At 70.7% G+C, this 24,890-nt stretch carries 21 protein-coding genes and 2 rRNA genes (1 of these 23 cut by a window edge); 18 read left to right on the top strand and 5 right to left on the bottom strand.

The window, feature by feature from the left end; translation table 11 throughout:
- The 10 genes from Sdagh_RS17255 to Sdagh_RS17210 all read left to right on the top strand — a co-directional run.
- Positions 1–3,072, top strand: a 23S ribosomal RNA gene (locus Sdagh_RS17255); it begins 49 nt to the left of the window's first position.
- Positions 3,073–3,149: 77 nt separating this feature from the next.
- A 5S ribosomal RNA gene (gene rrf, locus Sdagh_RS17250) occupies positions 3,150–3,266 on the top strand.
- A 61-nt stretch (positions 3,267–3,327) separates the two neighbouring features.
- Positions 3,328–3,981 carry an HAD family hydrolase gene (locus tag Sdagh_RS17245; RefSeq protein WP_189424538.1) on the top strand — a complete coding sequence of 218 codons (654 nt, stop codon included), beginning with the start codon at positions 3,328–3,330 and terminating at the stop codon, positions 3,979–3,981.
- A gap of 67 nt (positions 3,982–4,048) precedes the next feature.
- The gene (locus Sdagh_RS17240) at positions 4,049–5,263 is read left to right on the top strand and encodes an MFS transporter (protein WP_190077894.1); all 1,215 of its coding nucleotides are present in this window, start codon (positions 4,049–4,051) and stop codon (positions 5,261–5,263) included.
- On the top strand, positions 5,214–6,389 hold the full coding sequence (locus Sdagh_RS17235) for an acetoin utilization protein AcuC (protein ID WP_190077895.1): 1,176 nt from the start codon (positions 5,214–5,216) through the stop codon (positions 6,387–6,389). Before Sdagh_RS17240 ends, Sdagh_RS17235 begins: the two co-directional genes overlap by 50 nt.
- Before the next feature lie 166 nt (positions 6,390–6,555).
- A complete protein-coding gene (locus Sdagh_RS17230) occupies positions 6,556–7,368 on the top strand; it encodes a phosphatase (protein ID WP_226535249.1) in 813 nt (270 codons plus the stop codon).
- A gap of 129 nt (positions 7,369–7,497) precedes the next feature.
- Positions 7,498–7,707: a helix-turn-helix domain-containing protein gene (locus Sdagh_RS17225; protein WP_189424546.1), complete on the top strand. Its 210-nt coding sequence runs from the start codon at positions 7,498–7,500 to the stop codon at positions 7,705–7,707.
- A gap of 164 nt (positions 7,708–7,871) precedes the next feature.
- Positions 7,872–7,970, top strand: a complete 99-nt coding sequence (locus tag Sdagh_RS17220) for a 30S ribosomal protein bS22 (RefSeq protein ID WP_003948845.1) — start codon at positions 7,872–7,874, stop codon at positions 7,968–7,970.
- Between the two features lie 221 nt (positions 7,971–8,191).
- Entirely contained in the window at positions 8,192–9,256 is a 1,065-nt protein-coding gene (locus tag Sdagh_RS17215) for an NAD-dependent epimerase/dehydratase family protein (protein WP_189424548.1), read from the top strand.
- A gap of 14 nt (positions 9,257–9,270) precedes the next feature.
- Positions 9,271–10,338 (top strand): lysophospholipid acyltransferase family protein, encoded by a 1,068-nt coding sequence (locus tag Sdagh_RS17210; RefSeq protein WP_190077897.1) that lies wholly within the window; start codon positions 9,271–9,273, stop codon positions 10,336–10,338.
- Positions 10,339–10,409: 71 nt separating this feature from the next.
- Here Sdagh_RS17210 and Sdagh_RS17205 read toward each other — a convergent pair whose 3' ends face one another.
- From Sdagh_RS17205 to Sdagh_RS17195, 3 genes are all read right to left on the bottom strand, one after another.
- Positions 10,410–11,654 carry a DUF5667 domain-containing protein gene (locus Sdagh_RS17205; protein ID WP_190077898.1) on the bottom strand — a complete coding sequence of 415 codons (1,245 nt, stop codon included), beginning with the start codon at positions 11,652–11,654 and terminating at the stop codon, positions 10,410–10,412.
- A 221-nt stretch (positions 11,655–11,875) separates the two neighbouring features.
- On the bottom strand, positions 11,876–12,658 hold the full coding sequence (locus Sdagh_RS17200) for an ECF subfamily RNA polymerase sigma factor, BldN family (protein WP_189424555.1): 783 nt from the start codon (positions 12,656–12,658) through the stop codon (positions 11,876–11,878).
- Positions 12,659–12,963: 305 nt separating this feature from the next.
- Positions 12,964–13,887: an HAD family hydrolase gene (locus tag Sdagh_RS17195; RefSeq protein WP_189424557.1), complete on the bottom strand. Its 924-nt coding sequence runs from the start codon at positions 13,885–13,887 to the stop codon at positions 12,964–12,966.
- A gap of 153 nt (positions 13,888–14,040) precedes the next feature.
- Between Sdagh_RS17195 and Sdagh_RS17190 the strand changes: the two genes are divergently transcribed.
- From Sdagh_RS17190 to Sdagh_RS17170, 5 genes are all read left to right on the top strand, one after another.
- Entirely contained in the window at positions 14,041–14,364 is a 324-nt protein-coding gene (locus Sdagh_RS17190; protein ID WP_189424559.1) for a glutaredoxin family protein, read from the top strand.
- 294 nt (positions 14,365–14,658) lie between these two features.
- A complete protein-coding gene (locus Sdagh_RS17185; protein ID WP_189424561.1) occupies positions 14,659–15,471 on the top strand; it encodes a redox-sensing transcriptional repressor Rex in 813 nt (270 codons plus the stop codon).
- Positions 15,468–17,147, top strand: a complete 1,680-nt coding sequence (locus Sdagh_RS17180) for a glutamyl-tRNA reductase (RefSeq protein ID WP_189424564.1) — start codon at positions 15,468–15,470, stop codon at positions 17,145–17,147. Before Sdagh_RS17185 ends, Sdagh_RS17180 begins: the two co-directional genes overlap by 4 nt.
- A complete protein-coding gene (hemC, locus tag Sdagh_RS17175) occupies positions 17,144–18,115 on the top strand; it encodes a hydroxymethylbilane synthase (RefSeq protein WP_189424566.1) in 972 nt (323 codons plus the stop codon). Before Sdagh_RS17180 ends, hemC begins: the two co-directional genes overlap by 4 nt.
- Entirely contained in the window at positions 18,112–19,821 is a 1,710-nt protein-coding gene (locus tag Sdagh_RS17170) for a bifunctional uroporphyrinogen-III C-methyltransferase/uroporphyrinogen-III synthase (protein WP_189424568.1), read from the top strand. Before hemC ends, Sdagh_RS17170 begins: the two co-directional genes overlap by 4 nt.
- Before the next feature lie 292 nt (positions 19,822–20,113).
- Here Sdagh_RS17170 and Sdagh_RS17165 read toward each other — a convergent pair whose 3' ends face one another.
- Positions 20,114–21,016, bottom strand: coding sequence for an alpha/beta hydrolase (locus Sdagh_RS17165; RefSeq protein WP_189424570.1), 903 nt, complete (start codon positions 21,014–21,016; stop codon positions 20,114–20,116).
- Between the two features lie 41 nt (positions 21,017–21,057).
- On the opposite strand from Sdagh_RS17165, the gene Sdagh_RS17160 reads away from it, so the two are divergent.
- The gene (locus Sdagh_RS17160; protein ID WP_226535244.1) at positions 21,058–21,531 is read left to right on the top strand and encodes a MarR family winged helix-turn-helix transcriptional regulator; all 474 of its coding nucleotides are present in this window, start codon (positions 21,058–21,060) and stop codon (positions 21,529–21,531) included.
- Positions 21,532–21,622: 91 nt separating this feature from the next.
- Positions 21,623–22,615 carry a porphobilinogen synthase gene (gene hemB / locus Sdagh_RS17155; RefSeq protein WP_189424574.1) on the top strand — a complete coding sequence of 331 codons (993 nt, stop codon included), beginning with the start codon at positions 21,623–21,625 and terminating at the stop codon, positions 22,613–22,615.
- Between the two features lie 6 nt (positions 22,616–22,621).
- Here the strand turns inward: hemB and Sdagh_RS17150 are convergent, their stop codons facing one another.
- Positions 22,622–23,299: a DUF4232 domain-containing protein gene (locus Sdagh_RS17150; RefSeq protein ID WP_190077899.1), complete on the bottom strand. Its 678-nt coding sequence runs from the start codon at positions 23,297–23,299 to the stop codon at positions 22,622–22,624.
- 210 nt (positions 23,300–23,509) lie between these two features.
- Here Sdagh_RS17150 and Sdagh_RS17145 point away from each other — a divergent pair, with 210 nt between their 5' ends.
- On the top strand, positions 23,510–24,883 hold the full coding sequence (locus Sdagh_RS17145) for a helix-turn-helix domain-containing protein (RefSeq protein ID WP_190077939.1): 1,374 nt from the start codon (positions 23,510–23,512) through the stop codon (positions 24,881–24,883).
- Positions 24,884–24,890: the final 7 nt, after the last annotated feature.

Here is a 24,890-nt window from a genome sequence, read left to right as displayed (position 1 = left end):
TGAAGGACGTGGGAGGCCACGATAGGCCCCGGGGAGTCGTCAACCAGGCTTTGATCCGGGGGTGTCCGAATGGGGAAACCCGGCAGTCGTCATGGGCTGTCACCCTTGCCTGAACACATAGGGCAAGTGGAGGGAACGCGGGGAAGTGAAACATCTCAGTACCCGCAGGAAGAGAAAACAACCGTGATTCCGGGAGTAGTGGCGAGCGAAACCGGATGAGGCCAAACCGTATGCGTGTGAGACCCGGCAGGGGTTGCGTATACGGGGTTGTGGGATCTCTCTTTTACAGTCTGCCGGCTGTGAGGCGAGTCAGAAACCGTTGATGTAGGCGAAGGACATGCGAAAGGTCCGGCGTAGAGGGTAAGACCCCCGTAGTCGAAACGTCAGCGGCTCGTTTGAGAGACACCCAAGTAGCACGGGGCCCGAGAAATCCCGTGTGAATCTGGCGGGACCACCCGCTAAGCCTAAATATTCCCTGGTGACCGATAGCGGATAGTACCGTGAGGGAATGGTGAAAAGTACCGCGGGAGCGGAGTGAAATAGTACCTGAAACCGTGTGCCTACAAGCCGTGGGAGCGTCGGGTGAGCACTTGTGCTTGCCTCGTGACTGCGTGCCTTTTGAAGAATGAGCCTGCGAGTTTGCGGTGTGTTGCGAGGTTAACCCGGGTGGGGTAGCCGTAGCGAAAGCGAGTCCGAACAGGGCGTTTGAGTAGCACGCTCAAGACCCGAAGCGGAGTGATCTAGCCATGGGCAGGTTGAAGCGGAGGTAAGACTTCGTGGAGGACCGAACCCACCAGGGTTGAAAACCTGGGGGATGACCTGTGGTTAGGGGTGAAAGGCCAATCAAACTCCGTGATAGCTGGTTCTCCCCGAAATGCATTTAGGTGCAGCGTCGTGTGTTTCTTGCCGGAGGTAGAGCACTGGATAGGCGATGGGCCCTACCGGGTTACTGACCTTAGCCAAACTCCGAATGCCGGTAAGTGAGAGCGCGGCAGTGAGACTGTGGGGGATAAGCTCCATGGTCGAGAGGGAAACAGCCCAGAGCATCGACTAAGGCCCCTAAGCGTACGCTAAGTGGGAAAGGATGTGGAGTCGCAGAGACAACCAGGAGGTTGGCTTAGAAGCAGCCACCCTTGAAAGAGTGCGTAATAGCTCACTGGTCTAGTGATTCCGCGCCGACAATGTAGCGGGGCTCAAGCGTACCGCCGAAGTCGTGTCATTGCAGCAATACTCCCAACGGAGGCTGTGATGGGTAGGGGAGCGTCGTCTGCCGGGTGAAGCAGCCGTGTAAGCGAGTTGTGGACGGTTGACGAGTGAGAATGCAGGCATGAGTAGCGATACACACGTGGGAAACGTGTGCGCCGATTGACTAAGGGTTCCTGGGTCAAGCTGATCTGCCCAGGGTAAGTCGGGACCTAAGGCGAGGCCGACAGGCGTAGTCGATGGATAACCGGTTGATATTCCGGTACCCGCTGTGAAGCGTCAAACATCGAGCATCGTGATGCTAAGGCCGTGAAGCCGTTCCGGACCCTTCGGGGGATGGAAAGTGGTGGAGCCGCCGGCCCAAGCGGTTAGTAGGTGAGTGATGGGGTGACGCAGGAAGGTAGTCCATCCCGGGCGGTGGTTGTCCCGGGGTAAGGGTGTAGGACGTCAGGTAGGTAAATCCGCCTGGCAATAGTCTGAGACCTGATGCCGAGCCGATTGTGGTGAAGTGGATGATCCTATGCTGTCGAGAAAAGCCTCTAGCGAGTTTCATGGCGGCCCGTACCCTAAACCGACTCAGGTGGTCAGGTAGAGAATACCGAGGCGTTCGGGTGAACTATGGTTAAGGAACTCGGCAAAATGCCCCCGTAACTTCGGGAGAAGGGGGGCCACGTCTGGTGATGATCTTTACGGTCTGAGCTGGGTGTGGCCGCAGAGACCAGCGAGAAGCGACTGTTTACTAAAAACACAGGTCCGTGCGAAGCCGTAAGGCGATGTATACGGACTGACGCCTGCCCGGTGCTGGAACGTTAAGGGGACCGGTTAGCTCCATTTCGGTGGGGCGAAGCTGAGAACTTAAGCGCCAGTAAACGGCGGTGGTAACTATAACCATCCTAAGGTAGCGAAATTCCTTGTCGGGTAAGTTCCGACCTGCACGAATGGCGTAACGACTTCTCGACTGTCTCAACCATAGGCCCGGTGAAATTGCACTACGAGTAAAGATGCTCGTTTCGCGCAGCAGGACGGAAAGACCCCGGGACCTTTACTACAGTTTGATATTGGTGTTCGGTTCGGCTTGTGTAGGATAGCTGGGAGACTGTGAACTCTGGACGCCAGTTCAGGGGGAGTCGTCGTTGAAATACCAGTCTGGTCGTGCTGGATGTCTAACCTGGGTCCGTGATCCGGATCAGGGACAGTGTCTGATGGGTAGTTTAACTGGGGCGGTTGCCTCCTAAAGAGTAACGGAGGCGCCCAAAGGTTCCCTCAGCCTGGTTGGTAATCAGGTGTTGAGTGTAAGTGCACAAGGGAGCTTGACTGTGAGACCGACGGGTCGAGCAGGGACGAAAGTCGGGACTAGTGATCCGGCGGTGGCTTGTGGAAGCGCCGTCGCTCAACGGATAAAAGGTACCCCGGGGATAACAGGCTGATCTTCCCCAAGAGTCCATATCGACGGGATGGTTTGGCACCTCGATGTCGGCTCGTCGCATCCTGGGGCTGGAGTCGGTCCCAAGGGTTGGGCTGTTCGCCCATTAAAGCGGTACGCGAGCTGGGTTTAGAACGTCGTGAGACAGTTCGGTCCCTATCCGCTGTGCGCGTAGGAGTCTTGAGAAGGGCTGTCCCTAGTACGAGAGGACCGGGACGGACGAACCTCTGGTGTGCCAGTTGTTCTGCCAAGGGCATGGCTGGTTGGCTACGTTCGGGAGGGATAACCGCTGAAAGCATCTAAGCGGGAAGCCTGCTTCGAGATGAGGACTCCCACCCCCTTTGAGGGGTTAAGGCTCCCAGTAGACGACTGGGTTGATAGGCCAGATCTGGAAGCACCGTGAGGTGTGGAGGTGACTGGTACTAATAGGCCGAGGGCTTGTCCTCAGTTGCTCGCGTCCACTGTGTTGGTTCTGAAACCACGAACAGCCATGTAGTGCTGGTTGTTGTTTGTTTCATAGTGTTTCGGTGGTCATAGCGTTAGGGAAACGCCCGGTTACATTCCGAACCCGGAAGCTAAGCCTTTCAGCGCCGATGGTACTGCAGGGGGGACCCTGTGGGAGAGTAGGACACCGCCGAACAGTTTTTGTCGGGGAACCCCGCACCTTATGGTGCGGGGTTTTCTGCGTTTAGGGTCGAGGCATGCGCTACGACCTGGTTATCTTCGACAACGACGGTGTGCTCGTCGACAGTGAGCCGATCTCCAACCGGCTGCTGGCCGGCTATCTGACCGAACTCGGGCATCCCACTTCGTACGAGGACTCATTGCGGGACTACATGGGGGCCGCGATGCACCGGGTTCACGATGTGATCCGGGAACGCAGTGGGCGGGGGCTGCCCGCGGACTTCGACGACGTCTTTCACGGGCGGGTGTTCGCGGCCTTCGAGCGGGAGCTGGAAGCGGTGCCGGGGGTCGAGGAGGTGCTGGAGAAACTGACCGCCGAGGGCGTGGCGTACTGCGTGGCCTCGTCGGGGAGCCATCAGCGCATCCGGGTGGGGCATCGGAAGACCGGGCTCGACCGGTGGTTCGACGACGGACGGATCTTCAGCTCGGAGGACGTGGGACGGGGGAAGCCGGCTCCCGATCTGTTCCTGCACGCGGCTGCCCGGATGGGCGTGGAGCCGGGACGGTGCGTCGTCGTGGAGGACAGCCCGCTCGGGGTGCGGGCGGCCGTGGCGGCGGGGATGGACGTCCTCGGCTTCACGGCGATGACACCGGCGGCGAAACTGGCCGGGGCGGGGAAGCTCTTCGCCGACATGCGGGAACTGCCCGGTCTGCTGGCGGACACGGCGTAAGAGGTGACGGCGATTCACCTTTGACCGGATCTACCCAGGCGTCGGGCAGGGCCCTACGCTCGCCGCCATGACGGATGTGTTGCGCCGGGGCAGGGCCTCACTGGCGTTCGGCTTCTTCGCACAAGGTGCCGCCTTCGCCCTGCTCGTGACGCGCATCCCCGCGATCCAGGACCGGTACGGCGTCTCCGACGCCCTGTTGCCGGCCTTCCTCGCGGCCGTGCCGGTGCTGGCCGGGGCCGGGAGCGTGCTGACCGGGCGGCTGGTACGCAGGGTGCGGCCCAGCCGGGTGCTGCGGTGGTCCCAGCCGGTGGTGCTGCTGGCGCTGCTCGGAGTGGGCGCGGGGGAGCGGACGGCCGGGCTGGCCGTCGCGCTCGCCGTGTTCGGGCTGGCCGTGGGCGCGCTGGACGCCTCCATGAACATGCTCGGCGTCAGCCTGCAACGGACGTACGGGCGCAGCATCATGCTCGGGTTCCACGCGGCGTACAGCCTCGGGGGAATCCTGGGAGCCTCGCTGGCGTGGGCGGGTGCGCACTGGGAGCTGGCGCTGTGGGTGTCGTATCTGCCGGTGGTGGCCGTGCTGGTGCCGGCGGCGCTGGTCGGGAGCCGGTGGTACGTCGACGGGGAAGCGGGTGGGGGCGAGCCGGGGGACGGTGCCGGCGGGGGCGTGGGGTTCGGCGTGTTGGTGCCGCTGTGCCTGGTGATGACGTTCGCCTACATCGGGGACTCGACGGTCTCCAACTGGAGCGCGAAGTACCTCCAGGACGTGCTGGGGAGTTCCGAGCAGCTCGCGACTGTGCCGTACAACGTGTACATGGTGACCACGCTGGTGGGGCGGGCGGCCGGGGACCTCGGGGTGCGGCGGCTGGGGGCCGTGGCGGTCGTACGGGGTGGGGCACTGGTGGCCGCGGCGGGGTTCGCGGTGGTGGCGGGGGCGCCGGGGGCATGGGCGGGGATGGCCGGGTTCACGCTGCTGGGGCTGGGGTTGTGCGTGCTGGTGCCGCAGACCTTCGCGGCGGCGGGGCGGTTGTTCCCGGGGAACTCGGACGCCGCCGTGGCCCGGTTGAACGTCTTCAACTACGTCGGTTTCCTGGTCGGTTCGCCGCTGGTGGGAGCGCTCGGGGACGCCTGGAGCTATCGGGGGGCGATGCTCGTGCCGATGACGCTGGTGCTGGTGACGGTGGTGTACGCCCGGTCCTTCGGGGGCGGGGGAGCGGACCGATACGGTGGCGGGCATGAGCGGGCGCGCGCGGCTGATGTGGGACGAAGCGGTCACGAAGTATGACTTCGGGCCGGACCATCCGATGGACCCGGTGCGGCTGGCGCTGACGCGGCGCCTGGTCGACGCCTTCGGGCTGGACCGGGAGGTGGACGTGGTGGCGGCGAAGGCGGCCGGGGATTCCACACTGCGTCTGGTGCACCGGGAGGACTACGTCGCGGCCGTGAAGGCGGCGTCCGCCGATCCGGGCGCGGCGGACGGGTCGTACGGGCTGGGGACGGTCGACGATCCGGCGTTCGCGGGGATGCACGAGGTGTCGGCGCTGATCGCGGGGCAGTCGGTCGGGGCGGCGGAGGCCGTGTGGCGGGGCGACGCGGCGCACGCGGTGAACTTCGCGGGCGGGCTGCACCACGCGATGCCGGGGGCGGCGTCCGGGTTCTGCGTGTACAACGACGCGGCGCTGGCCATCGCGCGGCTGCTGGAACTGGGCGCGGAACGGGTGATGTACGTGGACGTCGACGTCCACCACGGGGACGGGGTGCAGGCGGCGTTCTGGGAGGACCCGCGGGTGCTGACGGTGTCGTTGCACGAGCATCCGCGGACGCTGTTCCCGCAGACCGGGTGGCCGGAGGAGACGGGGGCGGACGGCGCCGCGGAGGGGTCGGCGGTGAACGTGGCCCTGCCGGCGGGGACCGGGGACTCGGGGTGGCTGCGGGCGTTCCACGCCGTGGTGCCGGAGCTGGCGGTCTCCTTCCGGCCGCAGGTGCTGGTGACGCAGCACGGGGCGGACACGCACTTCGAGGACCCGTTGGCGCATCTGGCGGTGTCGCTGGACGCGCAGCGGGCGGTGCAGGCGGCCTGCCACGAGCTGGCGCACGAGTACGCCGGAGGGCGGTGGGTGGCGCTGGGCGGCGGGGGATACGCGGTCGTGGAGGTCGTACCGCGGTCCTGGACGCATCTCGTGGGGATCGCGGCGGGGCGGCCGGTGGACCCGGAGACGGTGATTCCACAGGGGTGGCGGCAGGAGGCGTACGCGCGGACGCGGCAGTTGGGGCCGATGCGGATGACGGACGGGCGGTGGCCGGTGTCGTGGGGGGCGTGGGAGGCGGGGTACGACCCCGCCGACCGGGTGGACCAGGCGGTGGTGGCGGCTCGGCGGGCGGTGTTCCCGTTGCGGGGCTTGTTGGCGTGACGGTTGCCGGCTGATGGCTGATGGCTGATGGCTGATGGCTGGGGGTTCGCGGGGTCCGGTGCCGGCCAGCGCGGGGCGTTGGGCGGGGGCGCCGCGCGGCCCTGCGCCCGCGGGGGCGGGGCGGGGCGCGTGCGCCTGCGGTGGGGGTGGGGCAGCATCGGGGGGTGTGAGGCGTGATGAGGTGGTCGGTTATCTGGTGGGCGCCCGGCTGGCCGGTGTCGTGAGCACCTCGCGGGAGGCGAGTCTGCGGCGGTACCGGCTGTTCGCGGCGCGGGACCCGCGGGCGCTGCTCGGGATCGACCCCGTAGGGGCCTGGCGGCAGCGGGACCTGGTCGAGCTGATGGCGGACCGGTGCGGGGTCTCGGCCGACCCCCGGTACGTCACCGGGCCGGACGTCATCGACCCCTGGCGGACGCTGACCGCGCTGGACGCCTTCGCGGACCGGCTGGCGGAAGCGGCCCGGAAGGGCTCCCCGGTGGTGATCGGTACCGGGCATCCGCGGCGGCTGCTCGGTTTCTACGCCGCTCTCGCGGACGCCCTGTCGGCGGCGGGATGTACCGTCCTCACCCCGGCGCAGGGTCGCCGTGTCGACATAACGACCCGGTTCGGTCTACGCACGTACAACCTCGACTACGTACGAGGCGTCGCGTTGGTGCGGGAACCCGGTGGCGAACGCCCGGGTCGTGAGCCCGGCGCACATACCCACTCACCCCTCCCGGTTCGGACCCTGCTGGCCGGTGCCGCCGAGGCCGGCGGGGCGCTGCCCGAGCTGGTGATCGGGGACCACGGATGGGTCTGCGGAGCAGGTCAGCTGGGGTTCGAGGCCATCGGGCTCGCCGACGCGGACGATCCCGCGCTCTTCGTGGGGGAGGCAGAGGGGACCGTGTCCCTCGTCGTTCCACTTGATGACGGCGCGCGGTCCGATTACTACCTGCCGCTTACCCGCTACGTACTCAAACGAGCGTGTCTGTCCCAGTAGGACGCCGATGGGTGCACCTCTTCCCCACTCGCATCACCCGCACCTACATTGGGGAGTGAGCACGCAGCGACGAAGAGTCACCGGAAGGGGAAGCCGGTGGCCGTCGAGTGCGGAAGGTTCAGGTGTGTCATGGCTGGAGACCAGAGGCCTCTGAGCGAGGTTCAGTTCCTTACCGTGGCGGAGGTCGCCTCGGTGATGCGAGTGTCGAAGATGACCGTGTACCGGCTGGTGCACAGTGGTCATCTGCCCGCGATCCGGGTGGGACGGTCGTTCCGCGTCCCGGAGAACGCGGTTCACGAGTACCTCCGCGAGAGTTTCGTGGGGGTGGACACGGCCTGACATCGGCCGGCAGGGCCCGGGGGAGGTCCTCGGCAGTCCCTTCGGACCTCCCCCGTCCCCTCGATTACGACCTCAGCGCTCGGGCGGGTAGGCTAGCCCCTCGTAGGTCGTGTGGGCCCATGGCGCCCAAACAACCGAGTGATGAGAAGTGAGCGAGGGTAGTCGTGGGCTCTGTTATCAAGAAGCGGCGCAAGCGGATGGCCAAGAAGAAGCACCGCAAGCTGCTCAAGCGCACGCGCGTGCAGCGTCGTAACAAGAAGTAAGTCGCACCGAGCAGTACGCGACGCGACGCCGCGAAGGCGTGTCCTGTGGCCCCCCACCGCACCGGTGGGGGGCCACAGTCGTCCGCGGGGCGGGTGGGCGGGGCCGTACGGCCGGTTTCCGTCAGGCCGCGCGTCCGGTGGTCGTCACAGCGCCATGCCGACCCGCTAAGTTGGCCCGCGGGCGGGGAACACGGCAGGGGACCGAGAGGAAGGCGCTGATCTTGGGCAAGGTCGTGCTCGTGACCGGAGTCGCCCGTCAGCTGGGCGGCCGTTTCGTGCGGCGCATCCAGCGGGACCCGGCGGTGGACCGGGTGGTCGGGGTGGACGCCGTACCGCCCGAGCATCATCTGGGCGGCGCCGAGTTCGTACGGGCCGACATCCGGCAGCCGACCATCGCGCGGGTGCTGGCCGAGACGGGCGCGGACACGGTCGTCCACCTGGACGTCACCGGCACGCCGCTGGGCAGCGGCAGCCGCACCTCGGTCAAGGAGACCAACGTCATCGGGACGATGCAGCTCCTCGGCGCCTGCCAGAAGTCCCCGACCGTACGGCGGCTGGTGGTGAAGTCCAGCACCAACGTGTACGGGTCCGCGCCGCGCGATCCCGCCGTCTGTGTCGAGACCACCCCGGCGAAGGCCCTGCCCAGCGGCGGCTTCGCCAAGGACATCGTCGAGGTCGAGGGGTATGTGCGGGGCTTCGCGCGGCGCCGGCCGGACGTCGCGGTGTGCGTGCTGCGGTTCGCCAACATCCTCGGCCCGGTCACCGAGACGCCGCTCGCCTCGTACTTCTCGCTGCCCGTGCTGCCGACGGTGTTCGGCTACGACCCGCGGTTGCAGTTCGTGCACGAGGACGACGTGATCGACGTGCTGCGCATCGCCTCGCACGAGCCGGAGCGGGGCACCCTCAACAGCGGCACCTTCAACATCGCCGGGGACGGTGTCCTGCTGCTCTCCCAGTGCGCGCGGCGGCTGGGCCGGCCCACGGTGTCGCTGCCGCTGCCGGCGGTCACCTGGGCGGGGTCCCTGGTGCGTACGCTGGGGATGACGGACTTCTCCCCCGAGCAGATCCGGCTGCTCACCCACGGCCGGGTCGTGGACACCGGTCAGATGCGCGAGACGCTGGGATTCCGGCCGGGACACACCACCGCGGAGACGTTCGCGGACTTCGCGCGCAGCCGGGAGGCGGGGCTGCTCCCGCCCCAGGCCGTCGCGAAGGCCGTCGACCGGATCGCCGCGCTGGCCGCCCCCACGGGCGACGGCCCGGCCCCGACGCAGAGCGCCAACTGAGGAGCGCAGCAACGATGGCGGACGCCAAGGTCATTCCGTTCGACGACGACCGGTCCCGCGGGGGCGCCGCGCGGCGCCGGGGCGGCCCGGGGAGCCGGCCCAAGGGCGCGGGGGAGCAGGCGCCGGCCGGCGAGGTCCAGGCGCTGCCTGTCCGGGACGGCGGCCCGGAGGCGCGGGGGCCGGTGCCGGACGAGGACGAAAACGTGCCGTCGCCGCAGCCGGCGACCGGGGACGGGGCCGGGGAGGGGCTGGAGGAGCGGATCGCGCGCGGCCTGGCCTTCCTGCGCCGGCGGCTCACCGGGGAGTACGAGGTCGACGACTTCGGCTACGACGCCGAGCTGACCGACCAGGTGCTGATGTCGGTGCTGCGCCCGATGTACGAGAAGTACTTCCGGGTCGAGGTGAAGGGCGTGGAGAACATCCCGTCCGAGGGCGGCGCGCTGATCGTCGCCAACCACTCCGGGACGCTGCCGCTGGACGGCCTGATGATGCAGGTCGCCGTCCACGACCACCATCCGGCGGGCCGGCACCTGCGGCTGCTCGCGGCGGACCTGGTCTTCATGCTGCCGGTCGTCAACGAACTGGCCCGCAAGCTCGGGCACACCCTGGCCTGCGCGGAGGACGCGGCGCGGCTGCTCGGGCAGGGAGAACTGGTCGGGGTGATGCCGGAGGGGTTCAAGGGACTCGGCAAGCCGTTCGGTGACCGGTACAAGCTCCAGCGGTTCGGCCGGGGCGGGTTCGTCTCCACGGCGCTGCGGGCCGGCACGCCGATCGTGCCGTGCTCGATCGTGGGGGCCGAGGAGATCTACCCGATGATCGGCAACGCCCGGACGCTGGCCCGGCTGCTGGGCTTCCCGTACTTCCCGCTGACGCCGACGTTCCCCTGGCTCGGCCCGCTGGGCGCGGTGCCGCTGCCGACGAAGTGGACGATCCAGTTCGGCGAGCCGATCCCCACGGACGGCTATCCGCCGGAGGCGGCCGAGGACCCGATGCTGATGTTCAACCTGACCGACCAGGTCAGGGAACAGATCCAGCACACGCTGTACAAGCTGCTGGTGCAGCGGCGGTCGGTGTTCTTCTAGGCACGTCGTGGTCTTCCGGGCACGGCTGTACGGCGGTGGGGGAGCCCCACCGCCGTACGGGCCGGGTGTCTTCAGTTGTCGTTCTCGCCCTGGATGCCGAGGCCCGGCAGGAGGCCGGGGAGGAGGGGCGGCAGCGTGACGTCCGGCTCGGGGGCGGGCGTCCTGCTGTCGGTGGACGGGGACGTGGGGGTGGTCTCCTTCGGCGGGTCGAGCAGACCGCCCGTGCCGCCGCCGAGCAGGCCCCCGCTCTCGCGGCGGTCCGGGCCGGCGGACTCGCTGGGGCTTCCGCTGTCGGTACGGCCCTGCTCGCCGGAGTCGCTCCGGCCGGTGCTGGGCGGTGCCGAGCTGTCCGGCTCGGCGGGCGTGGTGCCGGCCGGTCCGGAGCCGCCGTCCTGTTCGCCCGCGTCGTCGTCCTGGGACGGCGGCTGGGGGATCAGGGAGCGCAGCGGGGCTACGTCCTCGTCTATGGCGTCGAACACCGAGGAGACCCGGTCGCTGACGTCGCCGAGCTGGACCGGCAGCCGCTCCCGCAGGGTCCCCCAGGCGTCCCGGTGGGAGCGGGAGAAGGAGGAGAGGGCCCGCAGGGGGCTGAGCGAGTCGGGGTCGCGGGCGTAGGCGGCGCTGAGCAGGCGGTGGCCCTCGGAGGCGTCGTGCTGCATCCCGGACAGGGTGCGGCGGATCTCGCCGAGGGTCTCGTGGTCGAGGGGGCCGCCGCGGTCGCGCTCCATGAGCCGTCGGGCCTCGTTCAGCCGGGTGGAGGCCCGGTCGAGGTAGCTCCGGCCGCGCTCGGTGTCGCCTTCGGCGAGGCCGAGCCTGAAGTCCTCTATGCCGCGCTTGAGGCCGTAGAGGGAGTCGCCCGGCAGGGCGTCGGAACTGGCCGCGGCGACTCCGCCGAAGGCTCCCGCGGCCACGCCGACGCTGAGTCCGCCGGCGGTGAGGCCCTTGGCCAGTCGGGAGCGGGGCCGGAGTCTGCTGAGCGGTGTCGCCCGGTGGGCGCCGCGGGCGCGGCGCTGCTCGGGGACCACCGGGTCCGCCTCGCCCCCCGCGGTGCCTTCCTGGAGCATGGCCTCGAACGCGGCCACCAGCTGGGCCCGCTGGACGACCTTGACCTCCGGGTCCAGCTCGGGCTTGGGCAGCGCGTCGAGACCGGTGGCCAGGGCGACCAAGCGGCCCTGCTCGGTCCGGTCCGCGGGGGCCGCGGCCGGTGGCTGGGCCGGTCCTTCGGACTGCTCGGCCGCCGGGTCCTGATCGGACTGCTCCTCCAGAGCCTGGGCGAAGGCGTTCGCCCGCCGGTGCGCCGATACGTTCGCGATCACTGGCGGCACCTCCTCTCGTCATGACGGTCGACTCCCCAGGGGGTCCTGAGGGTTGCACACCCTGACCAGGACCACACGATCGTGCGATCGGAGTCGGCCAGGAGGTGACCACAGGGAGCCTGCATCCCGCACAACGAGTGGTGCGGCACTTGGGTTACGGACGGCGGGCGAACGGACCTGTGGGTCAACTGGCGGTCACGGACGGTGACTTGGGGCGGGGGTCAGCGGGCGTCGTCCGGGAGCAGCCGGGCGAGGGTGCGGACGGCCCGGTACTGGAGGGTCTTGATGGCGCCTTCGTTCTTGCCCATGACGCGGGCGGTCTCGGCGACGGAGAGGCCCTGGAGGAAGCGGAGCGTGACGCACTCCTGCTGCTGGGGGTTGAGCCGGCGTACGGCGTCGAGCAGGGCGGCGTTGGAGAGGGACTCCAGGACGGAGTCCTCGGGTGAGCGCTCGACCTCGTTGGCGTCGAGCATCTCGCCGGTGGTGACCTCCAGCCGGAAGCGGCTGGACTTGAAGTGGTCGGCGACCAGGTTGCGGGCGATCGTCACCAGCCAGGCGCCGAAGTCGCGCCCCTGCCAGGTGAAGGTGCCGATGCGGCGCAGGGCGCGCAGAAAGGTCTCGCTGGTCAGGTCCTCGGCGGTGGCTTTGCCTCCCACGCGGTAGTAGATGTACCGGTACACGGTGTCGCTGTACTGGTCGTAAAGGCGACCGAAGGCGTCGGCCTCGCCGGACTGGGCACGCTCGACCAGGTCCATCATCCGGGCGCTGTCGCTGTCCGCGGCGGGCCGGCGGACGGTCGCCCCCGACGACGGCCGGCCCCGTCTGCCGACGGCGGCGCTGCCGTCGGCGAGCGCGTAGGCCGGGCCGACGGGGGCGGCGGCCGCGGCGAGGGCGGGGACGGCGTACGCGGTGGGGACGAAGTCGCTCAACAGGTCTTGGACCGTTTTGACCGTTGCGCGCAGCGTAGCCAGGCCCGAGGCGTCAACCCCGACGTGTGGGTACACGGGACTCCCAGAGGCAGAGCTTCCATCACGTGCAGTGCGGGACCTTTCACCCGTCGTAGCGACAGGAGGGTTCCGGATTGCGTCTGAGGAGAATAACGCTTCGTACAGGCGCTGCTACACCCAGTTGCTCAAATCATCGATTACGTCGCTTACGTAACCGAATGACGGCTGATCAAGTGCCGAAAGATGATCGGTTTCTGATCGGAAGGGTTTGGGTTCGGCGTCGCAACGGGTCCGTGTTGTGCCCGGGTGGGCGAAGGGGGACTGAGGCGGGTCTCCCCGGGGTACGTCAGATGGATTGGCCGTCAGCGCCGGCGGCGGTGCAGGGCGATGGCCGCGGCCGTGCCGCCCGCCACGGCGCCGACGCCGGCCGCCGCGGGGATGCCGACCTTGGCCGCCTTGCGGCCGGTGCGGTAGTCCCGCAGCCGCCAGTCCAGCTCGCGGGCGTGCCGGCGCAGCTTGGAGTCGGGGTTGATCGCGTAGGGGTGGCCGACCAGCGACAGCATCGGGATGTCGTTGTGCGAGTCGCTGTAGGCGGCGCAGCGGGTCAGGTCCAGGCCCTCGGCCGCCGCCAGGGCGCGGACCGCCTCGGCCTTGGCCGGGCCGTGCAGGGGCTCGCCGACCAGCTTGCCGGTGTAGACGCCGCCGATCGACTCGGCGACCGTGCCGAGCGCGCCGGTCAGGCCGAGGCGGCGGGCGATCACCTGGGCGATCTCCACAGGGGCGGCCGTGACCAGCCAGACCTTCTGGCCCGCGTCCAGGTGGGCCTGGGCGAGGGCGCGGGTGCCCGGCCAGATGCGCTCGGCCATGTACTCGTCGTAGATCTCCTCGCCGATCGACTTCAGCTCGGAGACGCGGTGGCCCTTGACGATGGAGAGGGCGGAGTCGCGGGCGTCCTGCATGTGCTCGGGGTCCTCGGTGCCGGCCAGCCGGAACCACGCCTGCTGCCAGGCGAAGCGGGCCAGGTCGCGGGTCTCGAAGAACTTCCGCTTGTACAGGCCGCGTCCGAAGTGGAAGAGCGCGGCGCCCTGCATCACCGTGTTGTCCAGGTCGAAGAAGGCGGCGGCGCGGTCGTCGCCGTGGACCGGGAAGTCCGGTTTCCCGGCGGCCTCGGGCGCGGGGAGGTCCTGGGTGGACTTGCGGGCGGCCTCCGCCGACGCCTCGCCTGCCAGCACGCTGCGCGCGGTGGCGGAGCGCCTCCGGGGAGTGAGCCATCCAAGAGCGGCCATGTCCGTGAGCATAGCCAGTCTGTTCGGGTGTTCCGGAGCCGAGAGGTTGGGAGGCTGTGAACTTCGCGTGACCGCGCCGTCGGAGAAGCGGTGCGCCCGGCGCGTCGCGATGGCGTCGCCGGGGGGCTTCCGTACGGCGCGGGGCGCGCGAGAATGGCCCGTATGAGCCCCGTCTTCCGCAAGAGGACGCCGCCGCGTCCCGAGCGCCCGTCCCGTCCCGAGGACCATCTCGTCACCCTCATCCGCAAACCCGGCTGCCACCTGTGTGATGACGCACAGCTCGTCGTCGAGAAGGTCTGCGCCGACCTCGGCGTCCCGTGGGAGGCGAAGGACATCACCGAGGACCGCCGGCTCCACGACGAGTACTGGGAGCAGATCCCCGTCGTCCTCGTCGACGGACGCCAGCACACCTTCTGGCGTGTGAACGAGGAACGCCTGCGCAGGGCACTGACCGGGCGGTCCGAGTCGTCCGGGTAGTCCGAGTAGTTCCCGGTCGGTCCGGATGGTCGCTTAGGATCGATGGCGACGTGGTCTCGGGGGCGTGGATCGTGAGGAGCGTGGGCGGCTTTGCCCCCAATAGGAGAGGAACGAGTGCGCGGGCGCGCCGGTTCCCCGTTCGAGCGCCGGGGGCGCGTGACCCCGGTCACGTTGGCCGGGCAAATCGGACACCATCTTTGTGCACGCGTTCACAAAGACATAGCCTGCTGTCGACGGGGCGGTCGTGTAGGGACGTATGACCGCCTACAGCCCCGCTCTACCCGCAGGAGCATCGTGGCAACTGGCCGAACACACCGACCGGCGACCCGCAGCCGAGGGATTCCCGAGGCCACCGTCGCCAGGCTTCCGCTGTACCTCCGCGCGCTGACCGCACTGTCGGAGCGCTCGGTGCCCACGGTCTCCTCCGAGGAGCTGGCCGCCGCGGCGGGGGTCAACTCCGCGAAGCTGCGCAAGGACTTCTCCTACCTCGGCTCCTACGGGACCCGGGGGGTCGGCTACGACGTCGAGTACCTCGTCTACCAGATCTCCCGCGAGCTGGGCCTGACCCAGGACTGGCCGGTCGTGATCGTCGGTATAGGCAACCTCGGCGCCGCGCTCGCCAACTACGGCGGCTTCGCCTCCCGCGGCTTCCGGGTGGCCGCGCTCATCGACGCCGACCCCGCGATGGCGGGGAAGCCGGTGGCCGGCATCCCGGTGCAGCACACCGACGAGCTGGAGTCGATCATCACCGGCAACGGGGTGTCCATCGGCGTGATCGCCACCCCCGCCGGCGCCGCCCAGCAGGTCTGCGACCGGCTGGTGGCCGCCGGGGTGACCTCCATCCTGAACTTCGCGCCGACCGTGCTGAACGTGCCCGACGGCGTCGACGTGCGCAAGGTCGACCTCTCGATCGAACTCCAGATCCTCGCCTTCCACGAGCAGCGCAAGGCCGGCGAGGAGGCCGCGGCCGCGGCCGCCGTGCCCGCCGCCGCCCGCAAGCGCGCCGCCGCACCGGCCGCCGGCGCGTCCGGCTCCGGCTCGGCCCCTGCTTCCGCCTCCGCCGATCAGGGTCCTGACGGGGATGTCCCCGCCGTGATGCCGGCATGAGCCTCCTCGTCGTCGGACTCAGCCACCGCAGCGCCCCGGTCAGCGTCCTGGAGCGGGCCTCGCTGACCGCGGACGCGCAGGTCAAACTCGTCCAGGACACGGTCGCCGCCGAACCGGCCGCCGAGGCCGCGCTGCTGGCCACCTGCAACCGCATCGAGCTGTACGCCGACGTGGACAAGTTCCACGCCGGGGTCGCCGAGCTGTCCACGCTGCTCGCCCAGCACAGCGGGGTCGGCCTGGAGGAGCTCACTCCCTATCTCTACGTGCACTACGAGGACCGGGCCGTCCACCATCTGTTCTCGGTGGCCTGCGGACTGGACTCGATGGTCGTCGGCGAGGGCCAGATCCTCGGGCAGATAAAGGACTCGCTGGCCCGCGCGCAGGACCTGCACACCGCCGGCCGGCTGCTGAACGACCTGTTCCAGCAGGCGCTGCGGGTCGGCAAGCGCGCCCACTCCGAGACCGGCATCGACCGCGCCGGGCAGTCCCTGGTCACCTTCGGCCTGGAGCAGCTGGCCGCGGGCGGCGACGTACAGCGGTGGGCCGGGGGCAAGAAGGCGCTGGTCATCGGCGCCGGGTCGATGTCCTCACTGGCCGCGGCGACGCTGGCGCGGGCCGGGGTGGCCGAGATCGTGGTCGCCAACCGCACCTTCGAGCGCGCCGAGCGGCTCGCCCAGATCCTGACCGGGGGCGACGACACCGACGTGGTGGCCCGCGCGGTACCGATGGACGCGGTGCCGGCCGAGCTGACACGTGCGGACGTCGCCGTCTCCTGCACCGGCGCCACCGGGCTTGTGCTCACCGCCGACGCGGTCGTCGCGGCGGTGCGGGGCCGCACCGGCAGGCCCGTCGAGATCGCGGCCGCCGCGGACGTACGGGTGGCCGAGTCGGCGCCGGCCGGTGCCGGTGCCGACGACGGCTGTCCGCTCGACCTGTCCGCCGCGCAGTCCGGCTTCTCCGTGCTGGGCGAGGCGGCGGTGGCCGGGATGGACGCCGCCACGCTGGAGCAGCACGGGGCGTGGGCCGCGGGCGGCACGGCGGTGGACCGGCCGCGGGAGGGCGGGGCCGACGCCGAGCTGATCTCCGCGCTCGCCGCGACCGCGGCAAGCGCCGGGCGGGTGCCGGAGATGCGGCGGCCCGAGCCGGTCGCCGAGGCACCGCGCCCCGAGCCCGTCCTCTTCCTCCTGGACCTGGCCATGCCGCGCGACATCGACGCCGCCGCGCACCGGCTGGCCGGGGTCCGGCTGGTCGACATCGAGTCGCTCGCGGACGCGTCCGCCGACGCCCCGATGGCCGCCGACGTCGACCAGGTCCGGCGGATCGTCGCCGACGAGGTCGCCGCGTTCGGCGCCGCCCAGCGGGCCGCGACCATCACGCCCACCGTGGTGGCGCTGCGCGCCATGGCCGCCGGGGTCGTGGCGAGTGAGATCGCCCGGCTGGAGGGGCGGCTGCCCGGCCTGGACGACAAGCACCGCGCCGAGATCACCCAGACCGTCAAGCGCGTGGTCGACAAACTGCTGCACGCGCCGACCGTACGGGTCAAGCAGCTCGCGGCCGAGCCCGGCGGCGCCGGGTACGCGGACGCGCTGCGCACCTTGTTCGACCTCGAACCCGAGACGGTGGCCTCCGTCTCCCGGGCCGCAAACAGCACTGAGAAGAACCGAGGACCGGCATGACCGAGAAGGCACTGAGACTGGGGACGCGGCGCAGCAAGCTCGCCATGGCCCAGTCCGGGCAGGTGGCGGACGCCGTGAGCCAGGTGACCGGTCGGCCCGTTGAACTGGTCGAGATCACCACGTACGGCGATGTGTCGCGGGAGCATCTCGCGCAGATCGGCGGCACGGGGGTGTTCGTGGCGGCGCTGCGCGAGGCACTGCTGCGGGGGGAGGTCGACTTCGCGGTCCACTCGCTGAAGGACCTGCCGACCGCGCAGCCGGAGGGGCTGGTGCTGGCCGCCGTACCCGAGCGCGAGGACCCGCGGGACGTGATCGTCGCCCGGGACGCGCTCAAGTTCACCGACCTGCCGCGCGGGGCGCGCATCGGCACCGGCGCCCCCCGGCGCATGGCGCAGCTCAACGCGTACGCCCGCGCGCACGGCCTGGACATCGAGACGGTTCCGATCCGGGGCAACGTCGACACCCGCATCGGGTACGTCCGCAAGGGTGAGCTGGACGCCGTCGTACTGGCCGCCGCCGGACTGAACCGGATAGGCCGCAGCGACGAGGTGACCGACTTCCTGTCGGTCGACACGGTTCTGCCCGCCCCCGGCCAGGGGGCACTGGCGATCGAGTGCAGGGCGGGGCACACCGCCCAGGACTCCGCGCTGATCGCCGTGCTCGGCGAACTCGACGACCCCTTCACCCGGGCCGCCGTAACGGCCGAGCGATCACTGCTCGCCGCCCTGGAGGCCGGCTGCAGCGCACCCGTGGGGGCGCTGGCCGACATCCTGGCCGGCGGACAGACTGTCAAGGAAATGCGCCTGCGCGGCGTCGTCGGCACGACCGACGGCTCGACGCTGGTGCAGTTGTCCACCACCGGTCCCGTGCCCGCAACGCACGAGGCGGCACTGGCACTCGGTCGCGAACTCGCCACCGAGATGCTCGCCCAGGGCGCGGCCGGTCTGATGGGGGAGCGAGCACATTGAGCCCCACCACCCTTCCCGCCGGCCCGGAACCCGGGCACGTCACCTTCCTCGGTGCCGGCCCCGGAGATCCGGGACTACTGACCCTGCGCGCCGTGGAGGCGCTGGCGCACGCGGACGTCCTCGTCGCCGAGCACGAGGTGCTCGACGTCGTACGGACGCACGCCAGGCGCGGTGTCGCCGAGGTGCACACCGATCCGGACCCGTCCGGTGGTCCGGTCCCGGGCACAGGCGCGCCTCAGCTGGCGGTCGTCGACGGCGCGTCAACAGCCGCTGGTGTCCCCGCCGTGCGGGATGCCGCACATCTTGTCATGGAGGCCGCGCGGGGCGGCAGGCGGGTGGTCCGTGCGGTGTCCGGGGACCCCGGGCTCGACACGTACGCCGCCGAGGAGATGCTGGCGTGCGCCGCCGCGGGGGTGCCCTTCGAGGTCGTCCCCGGCGTCGCGTCCGCGACCGGCGTGCCCGCGTACGCCGGTGTCCCGCTGCGGGACGCGGAGGGCGCGGACGTGCGGTTCGTGGACGCCCGTACGGCGTCGGACCGGTGCTGGACGGAGGTCGGCGCGTCGGACGGCACGGTGGTCGTCTCCACGACGCTGGACTCGGTGGCCGCCGCCGCCGGCGAGCTGGTGTCGGCGGGGCGGAAGCCGGACACGCCGATCACGGTGACGGTGGGCGGCACGACGACCCGGCAGCGCACCTGGACGGCGACCCTCGGGACGATCGCGCAGACGCTGAAGCAGGCGAAGGTGCTGCCGTCGCCGGACGGCGGCCGGCCGGTGATAGCCGTGGTCGGTGAGCGCTCCGCCGCCGCCCGGCGCGACGAGCTGTCGTGGTTCGAGTCCAAGCCGCTGTTCGGCTGGAAGGTGCTCGTGCCGCGCACGAAGGAGCAGGCGGCGTCGCTCTCCGACCGACTGCGGTCCTACGGGGCCGTGCCGCACGAGGTGCCGACCATCGCCGTCGAGCCGCCGCGCACGCCCCAGCAGATGGAGCGGGCGGTCAAGGGCCTGGTGACGGGCCGCTACGAGTGGATCGCGTTCACCTCGGTCAACGCGGTCAAGGCGGTCCGGGAGAAGTTCGAGGAGTACGGGCTCGACGCCCGCGCCTTCGCCGGGATCAAGGTCGCCGCGGTGGGCGAGCAGACCGCCAAGGCGCTGATCGCCTTCGGCGTGAAGCCGGACCTGGTGCCGAGCGGCGAGCAGTCGGCCGCCGGTCTGCTGGAGGACTGGCCGCCGTACGACCCGGTCTTCGACCCGATCGACCGGGTGTTCCTGCCGCGGGCCGACATCGCCACGGAGACGCTGGTCGCCGGGCTGATCGAGCTGGGCTGGGAGGTCGACGACGTCACCGCCTACCGGACGGTGCGCGCCTCGCCGCCGCCGGCCTCGACGCGGGAGGCGATCAAGGGCGGCGGGTTCGACGCGGTGCTGTTCACCTCGTCGTCCACGGTCCGGAACCTGGTCGGGATCGCGGGCAAGCCGCACAACGTGACGGTGATCGCCTGTATCGGCCCGGCCACCGCGAAGACGGCGGAGGAGCACGGGCTGCGGGTCGACGTCATGGCCCCCGAACCGTCGGTGCTGAAGCTGGCGGAGGCACTGGCCGACTTCGGGACGCGGCGCCGGACGGCGGCGATCGAGGCGGGCGATCCGGTGACGCGGCCGAGCGAGCGGCGGCCGGGGTCGCGGCGCCGGCGGTCGACCACGAGCTGAGCCGGCGGGGCCCGCTGCACGCGGGCACGGGCGGGGCGTCCCTTCCGGGGCGCCCCGTTTTCCGTCGGCGGCCGGTGCGTCAGTGGTCGGAGGCGTACGGGAGGGAGGCCGCCCAGGTGGCGGGGGCGACGGTGAGGTGGCCCCGGCGGGGGCCTTCGGGAGTCCCGGACGAAGACCTGGGCGGGGCCTTTCGCCCTCTCGGCGCGGGATGGACCGTCGTCCGAGCGGTAGCTGCTTGTCGTCCCACTCCAGCTTCGGGCCGGTCGCGTCAGGGGGGGGCGCGAGGGTCAGGTCAGGGGGTGGCGATGTGCTGGGTGAGGAAGAGGGCGGCGCGGTCGAGTGCCCGGTCGGCCTCGTCGAGGGTGCCGCCGGCGAAGGCCTGGAAGACGTGGGGGGCGTCGGCGGTGACGTCGAGGATGACGTCGACTCCGGCGTCGCGCGCGCGGGCGGCGAGGCGGGTGGAGTCGTCGAGGAGTATCTCGTCGGTGCCCACCTGGACGAGCAGCGGGGGGAAGCCGGTCAGATCGGCGAACAGGGCCGGACTGAGCAGGGGTTGCTCGGGGTTCTGACCGGCGAGGTACATGGCCCCGGTGTGCAGCACGGCCTCGCGGGTGAAGACCGGGTCGATGCCGTCCTTGGTCGTCATGCTCTCCCCGGTCCGGGTGGCGTCCAGGCCCGGGGAGAAGGCCACGATCGCGGCGGGCAGCGGCAGCCCGGCGTCGCGTGCGGCCAGGGCGGTGGTGACCGAGTAGCCGCCCCCGGCGGAGTCCCCGGCGAACGCGAGGGCGGACGGGTCGAGGCCGCTGTCGAGGAGGGCGCGGTAAGCGCTCAGGTTGTCTTCCAGGCCGGCCGGGAACGGGTGCTCGGGGGCGAGCCGGTAGTCCACCGAGTACGAGTCGAACCCGGTCTTCGAGACGAGCTGCGCGGTCAGTGACAGCGTGGTCTCGGGGGAGCCGGAGACGAAGCCGCCACCGTGGAAGTACAGGATCGTGCCCGGACGCGCGTCCTTGTCCGGAGTGACGTGGAGGGCGGGCCGGCCGCCGAGCGCGGTCCGGGTGGTGCGGACGTCGTCCGGCACGATCATCGTGTCCATGAGTGCCCTGAATCCGGCGCGCAGTTCCTCGATGGAGGGCCGGCCCTCGGGCCGGGGCCGGCGGAGCATCGCTTCCACCCTGGCGAGCTGTTCCTTGCTCATCTGCTTCCTCCTACGGAATGGATGCCTCTACACTATATGCCGTGGAATATAAATCGGGCGACGTCGCCGACCTCCAGGGATTCTTCGCGGACCTCGTCCGCTGCGAGACGCGTCTGTACAACGCGCTGAACGACCGCCTGCGCGAGCGGCACGGGATCGTGACGTCGCAGTTCGAGTTCCTGCGGTTCCTGCGCGAGCACCCGGGGGCCCGGGTGGCCGACCTCGCCGCGGAGTTCGCCATCGGCGCCGGCGCGACCAGCAAGAGCGCCGACCGCCTGGAGAAGCAGGGATGGATCGTCCGCCGGACCAACCCGGCGGACCGCAGGTCCTCGCTCCTGGCGCTGACCGACGACGGCTCGCGGCTCCTCGATGCCGCCGAGGCCACTTTCACCGCGGGCCTGAGCGAGTTGGTCGAAGGCGCCCTCGACCGGTCCGCGACGGCAGCCGCCGCCCGGGCCCTCCGCCGGCTGCGCTCCGCACTCGAACGCGACCAGGTCGGCACTCCCACCGGCTGAACGCACCGGCGCCCCACGGCCGGTGCGGTGGCCCCGGCGGCCGACTCGGCGTCGGCAAAGGCATCGGCGGGGCGGGCGTAGCGTAGGTGGTATGTCGACGTATGGAAGCTTTCCCGGAAGCCGGCCCCGGCGGCTGCGGACCACCCCCGTGATGCGTCGGATGGTCGCCGAGACGCGGCTGCATCCCGCCGATCTCATCCTTCCGGCGTTCGTGCGGGAGGGCGTCTCCGAGCCGGTGCCGATCGCGGCGATGCCGGGGGTCGTGCAGCACACCCGGGACTCCCTGAAGAAGGCCGCCGCCGAGGCGGTGGAGGCGGGGATCTCCGGGATCATGCTGTTCGGCGTGCCCGAGGAGGAGAAGAAGGACGGCCTCGGGACCGCCGGGACCGATCCGGAGGGCATCCTCCAGGTGGCGCTGCGGGACGTGCGGGCCGAGGTCGGGGACGAGCTGCTGGTCATGTCCGACCTGTGCCTCGACGAGTTCACCGACCACGGGCACTGCGGCGTCCTCGACGAGCAGGGGCGGGTCGACAACGACGCCACCCTGGAGCGGTACGCCGAGATGGCCCAGGTGCAGGCCGACGCGGGCGCGCACGTCGTCGGGCCGAGCGGGATGATGGACGGGCAGATCGGGGTCGTCCGGGACGCCCTCGACCAGATCGGCCGGGAGGACGTCGCGATCCTCGCGTACACCGCCAAGTACGCGTCCGCGTTCTACGGGCCGTTCCGGGAGGCCGTCGGGTCCTCGCTCCAGGGGGACCGCAAGACGTACCAGCAGGACGCGGCCAACGCGCGGGAGTCCCTGCGGGAGCTGGCGCTGGACCTGGAGGAGGGCGCCGACATGGTGATGGTCAAGCCGGCCGGGCCCTACCTCGACATCGTGGCGAAGGTGGCGGAGGCCGTGGACGTGCCGGTCGCCGCCTACCAGATCTCCGGGGAGTACTCGATGATCGAGGCCGCCGCGGAGAAGGGCTGGATCGACCGGGACCGGGCGATCCTGGAGACGCTGACCGGCATCAAGCGGGCCGGGGCGCGCACCATCCTGACGTACTGGGCCGTGGAGGTCGCGCGCACGCTGCGCTGAGCACCCTCAGTAGGTCAGGGCCGTGCTCCGGTCGGTCAGCCAGTAGGTGACCTTCAGGGAGTCGTCGACGTACACGCCGTCGGCGGGCAGGCCGACCGTGGCGACGGAGCCGTCGTCGAAGGGGACCGTGAGGGACGTGACCGTGCTGCCGTTGCCGGCGCTGCCGTCGCCGGCCGAGAGCAGGACGCCCGCGTAACCGGACCCGCCCGGCTCCAGCATGGTCAGCGACTGCGGCTTGCTGGTCTCGACGACCGGCGGCACGGACTGCGCCTCGCCGAACCTGGCCGCCGGGTAGGCGGGCAGCGCGCAGGTCTTCGCCCCGGTGTTGGTGGCGGTCAGCAGCAGGTGGTTGATCGGGCGGGGCACCTCGGTCGCGGTGATCTCCACGTCCTCGGCGGAGCAGTCGCCGGGCAGCTCGTCGCCGCCGTCGCCGTCCGGGGCCGCCTGGGAGCCGGTGGTGGAGGAGCCGTCCCGCGCGGTGGTCGCGGTCGTGTCCGTACCGCCGGCCTGCTGGTCCCGCTGGTCCTTCTGCTCCGGCCGCGCGCTCTGCTCGGCGGCCACCGGAGCGGTGGAGGAGTCGCGGACGCCGGTGGCCGAGCCGTCCTCGCAGGCCGTCAGGGAGAGCGCGGCCAGCGCGACGGTGGCGGCGGCGAACAGACGGACACGGGTGGTGCGTGCGGACATGGGTGAGCCCCTTCACAGGTGGGTGGGAGTGGCGCCGCTCGACCGGTGCCGGGAGCGGCTGCTTGACTGATCCCAGCCTGCGGCAGCGGGCGTCCCGGCCGCCAGCATCGGCGGCACACCCGGGACGCTGGGATGGTTGGAACCACCCTGACCAGGGGGAACGTCTTCGGTCTGGGACGCGGTGCGGGGACAAGGGGAGTGGGAGAAACAGTGGCGGCGGACGATTTCGCGGGACTGCTGCGGGAGCTGAAGGAGCGCTCGGGGCTCAGCTACGGGGCGCTCGGCAAGCGGCTGCACATGAGCGCGTCGACGCTTCACCGGTACGTGAAGGGGGAGGTCGTACCGGCGGAGTTCGGGCCCGTCGAACGGCTCGCGCGGCTGTGCCGGGCGACCCCGGAGGAGCTGCTGGAGCTTCATCGGCGGTGGATCCGGGCGGATGCGTTGCGGGGGGTCAAGGGGGAGGGGGCCGACGAGGGACCGGTCGGGGCCGTTGGTGCTGCGGGAGCTGGTGAGGCCGCCGCTCGGACCGATGAGGCCGGTCAGCTCGATGAGGCCGGTGAGGCCGGTCAGCCCGATGAGGCCGGTGAGGGCCGTGAGGCCGGAGCGACCGGGGAGGCCGACGACGCCGAGGTCACCGTGGTGGGTGGTGACGGGGGTGATGCGGAGCCCCGGCGGCGTTCCAGGAAGCGGGCGGTGTACACCGGTACGGGCGTCGGGCTGGCCGCCGCCGTCGCGCTCGTCGTCGCGCTGCTCCCGGACGGGGGGAGCGGGGACGGCTCGGCCGACACCGTGGGGGCGAGCGTCTCCACCGCTCCCTCCGCATCGGAGGCCGCCCCCACCCGGTCGGCGTCCGCCGGCGCCCGGACGAGCGTGAGCGCGACCCCCAGTGGCAGCGCCAGGACCGAGGCCGGGAAGGGCGCCGGGCCCCGGGCCGGCGCGAGCAGGAGCGCCAAGGCCGCCGGGGCGGCGTCCGCCCCGGCGGTGGACGCCGTCCCGGTCACCGTGCAGACCACCCCGTACTACTGGGACGTGCCCTGCGAGCAGAACTTCCTGATCGACCGCAGCCCGGGCAACGTGAACGAGCCGCCCCCGCAGCAGGACGCGGTCGGCTGGGTCACCGCGCTCGGGGGCGTCGCCGCCGACCGGCAGCAGGTCGCCCTCACCGTGCAGGGCACGGGCGAGGAGACGGTCGTGCTGGAGGCCCTGCACGTCCGGGTCGTCGGCAGCGGTGCCCCGCTGGGCTGGAACGAGTACGCGATGGGCGTCGGCTGCGGGGGCGGGGTCGGCACCAAGTCCTTCGACGTCTCCCTGGACCTGGGCAATCCGCTGGCCACGCCGGTCAACGGGCAGCGGGGCTTCCCGTACAAGGTGAGCGAGTCCGACCCCGAGGTGTTCTACGTCAACGCGCACACCAACGGGCACGACGTGCGCTGGCAGCTGGAGCTGGACTGGTCGAGCGGGTCGCGGCACGGCACGATCCGGATCGACGACCACGGCAAGCCGTTCCGGACCAGCGCCTCGGGCACCGACTACTACGGCTGGCCGCTGGGCGGCAGCGGGTGGGAGGAATATCAGGAGGGGTGACGGGCCG

This window comes from Streptomyces daghestanicus, assembly GCF_020521275.1.
GTDB lineage: Bacteria > Actinomycetota > Actinomycetes > Streptomycetales > Streptomycetaceae > Streptomyces > Streptomyces griseoviridis.
This window is presented reverse-complemented; position numbering and strand designations above follow the sequence as displayed.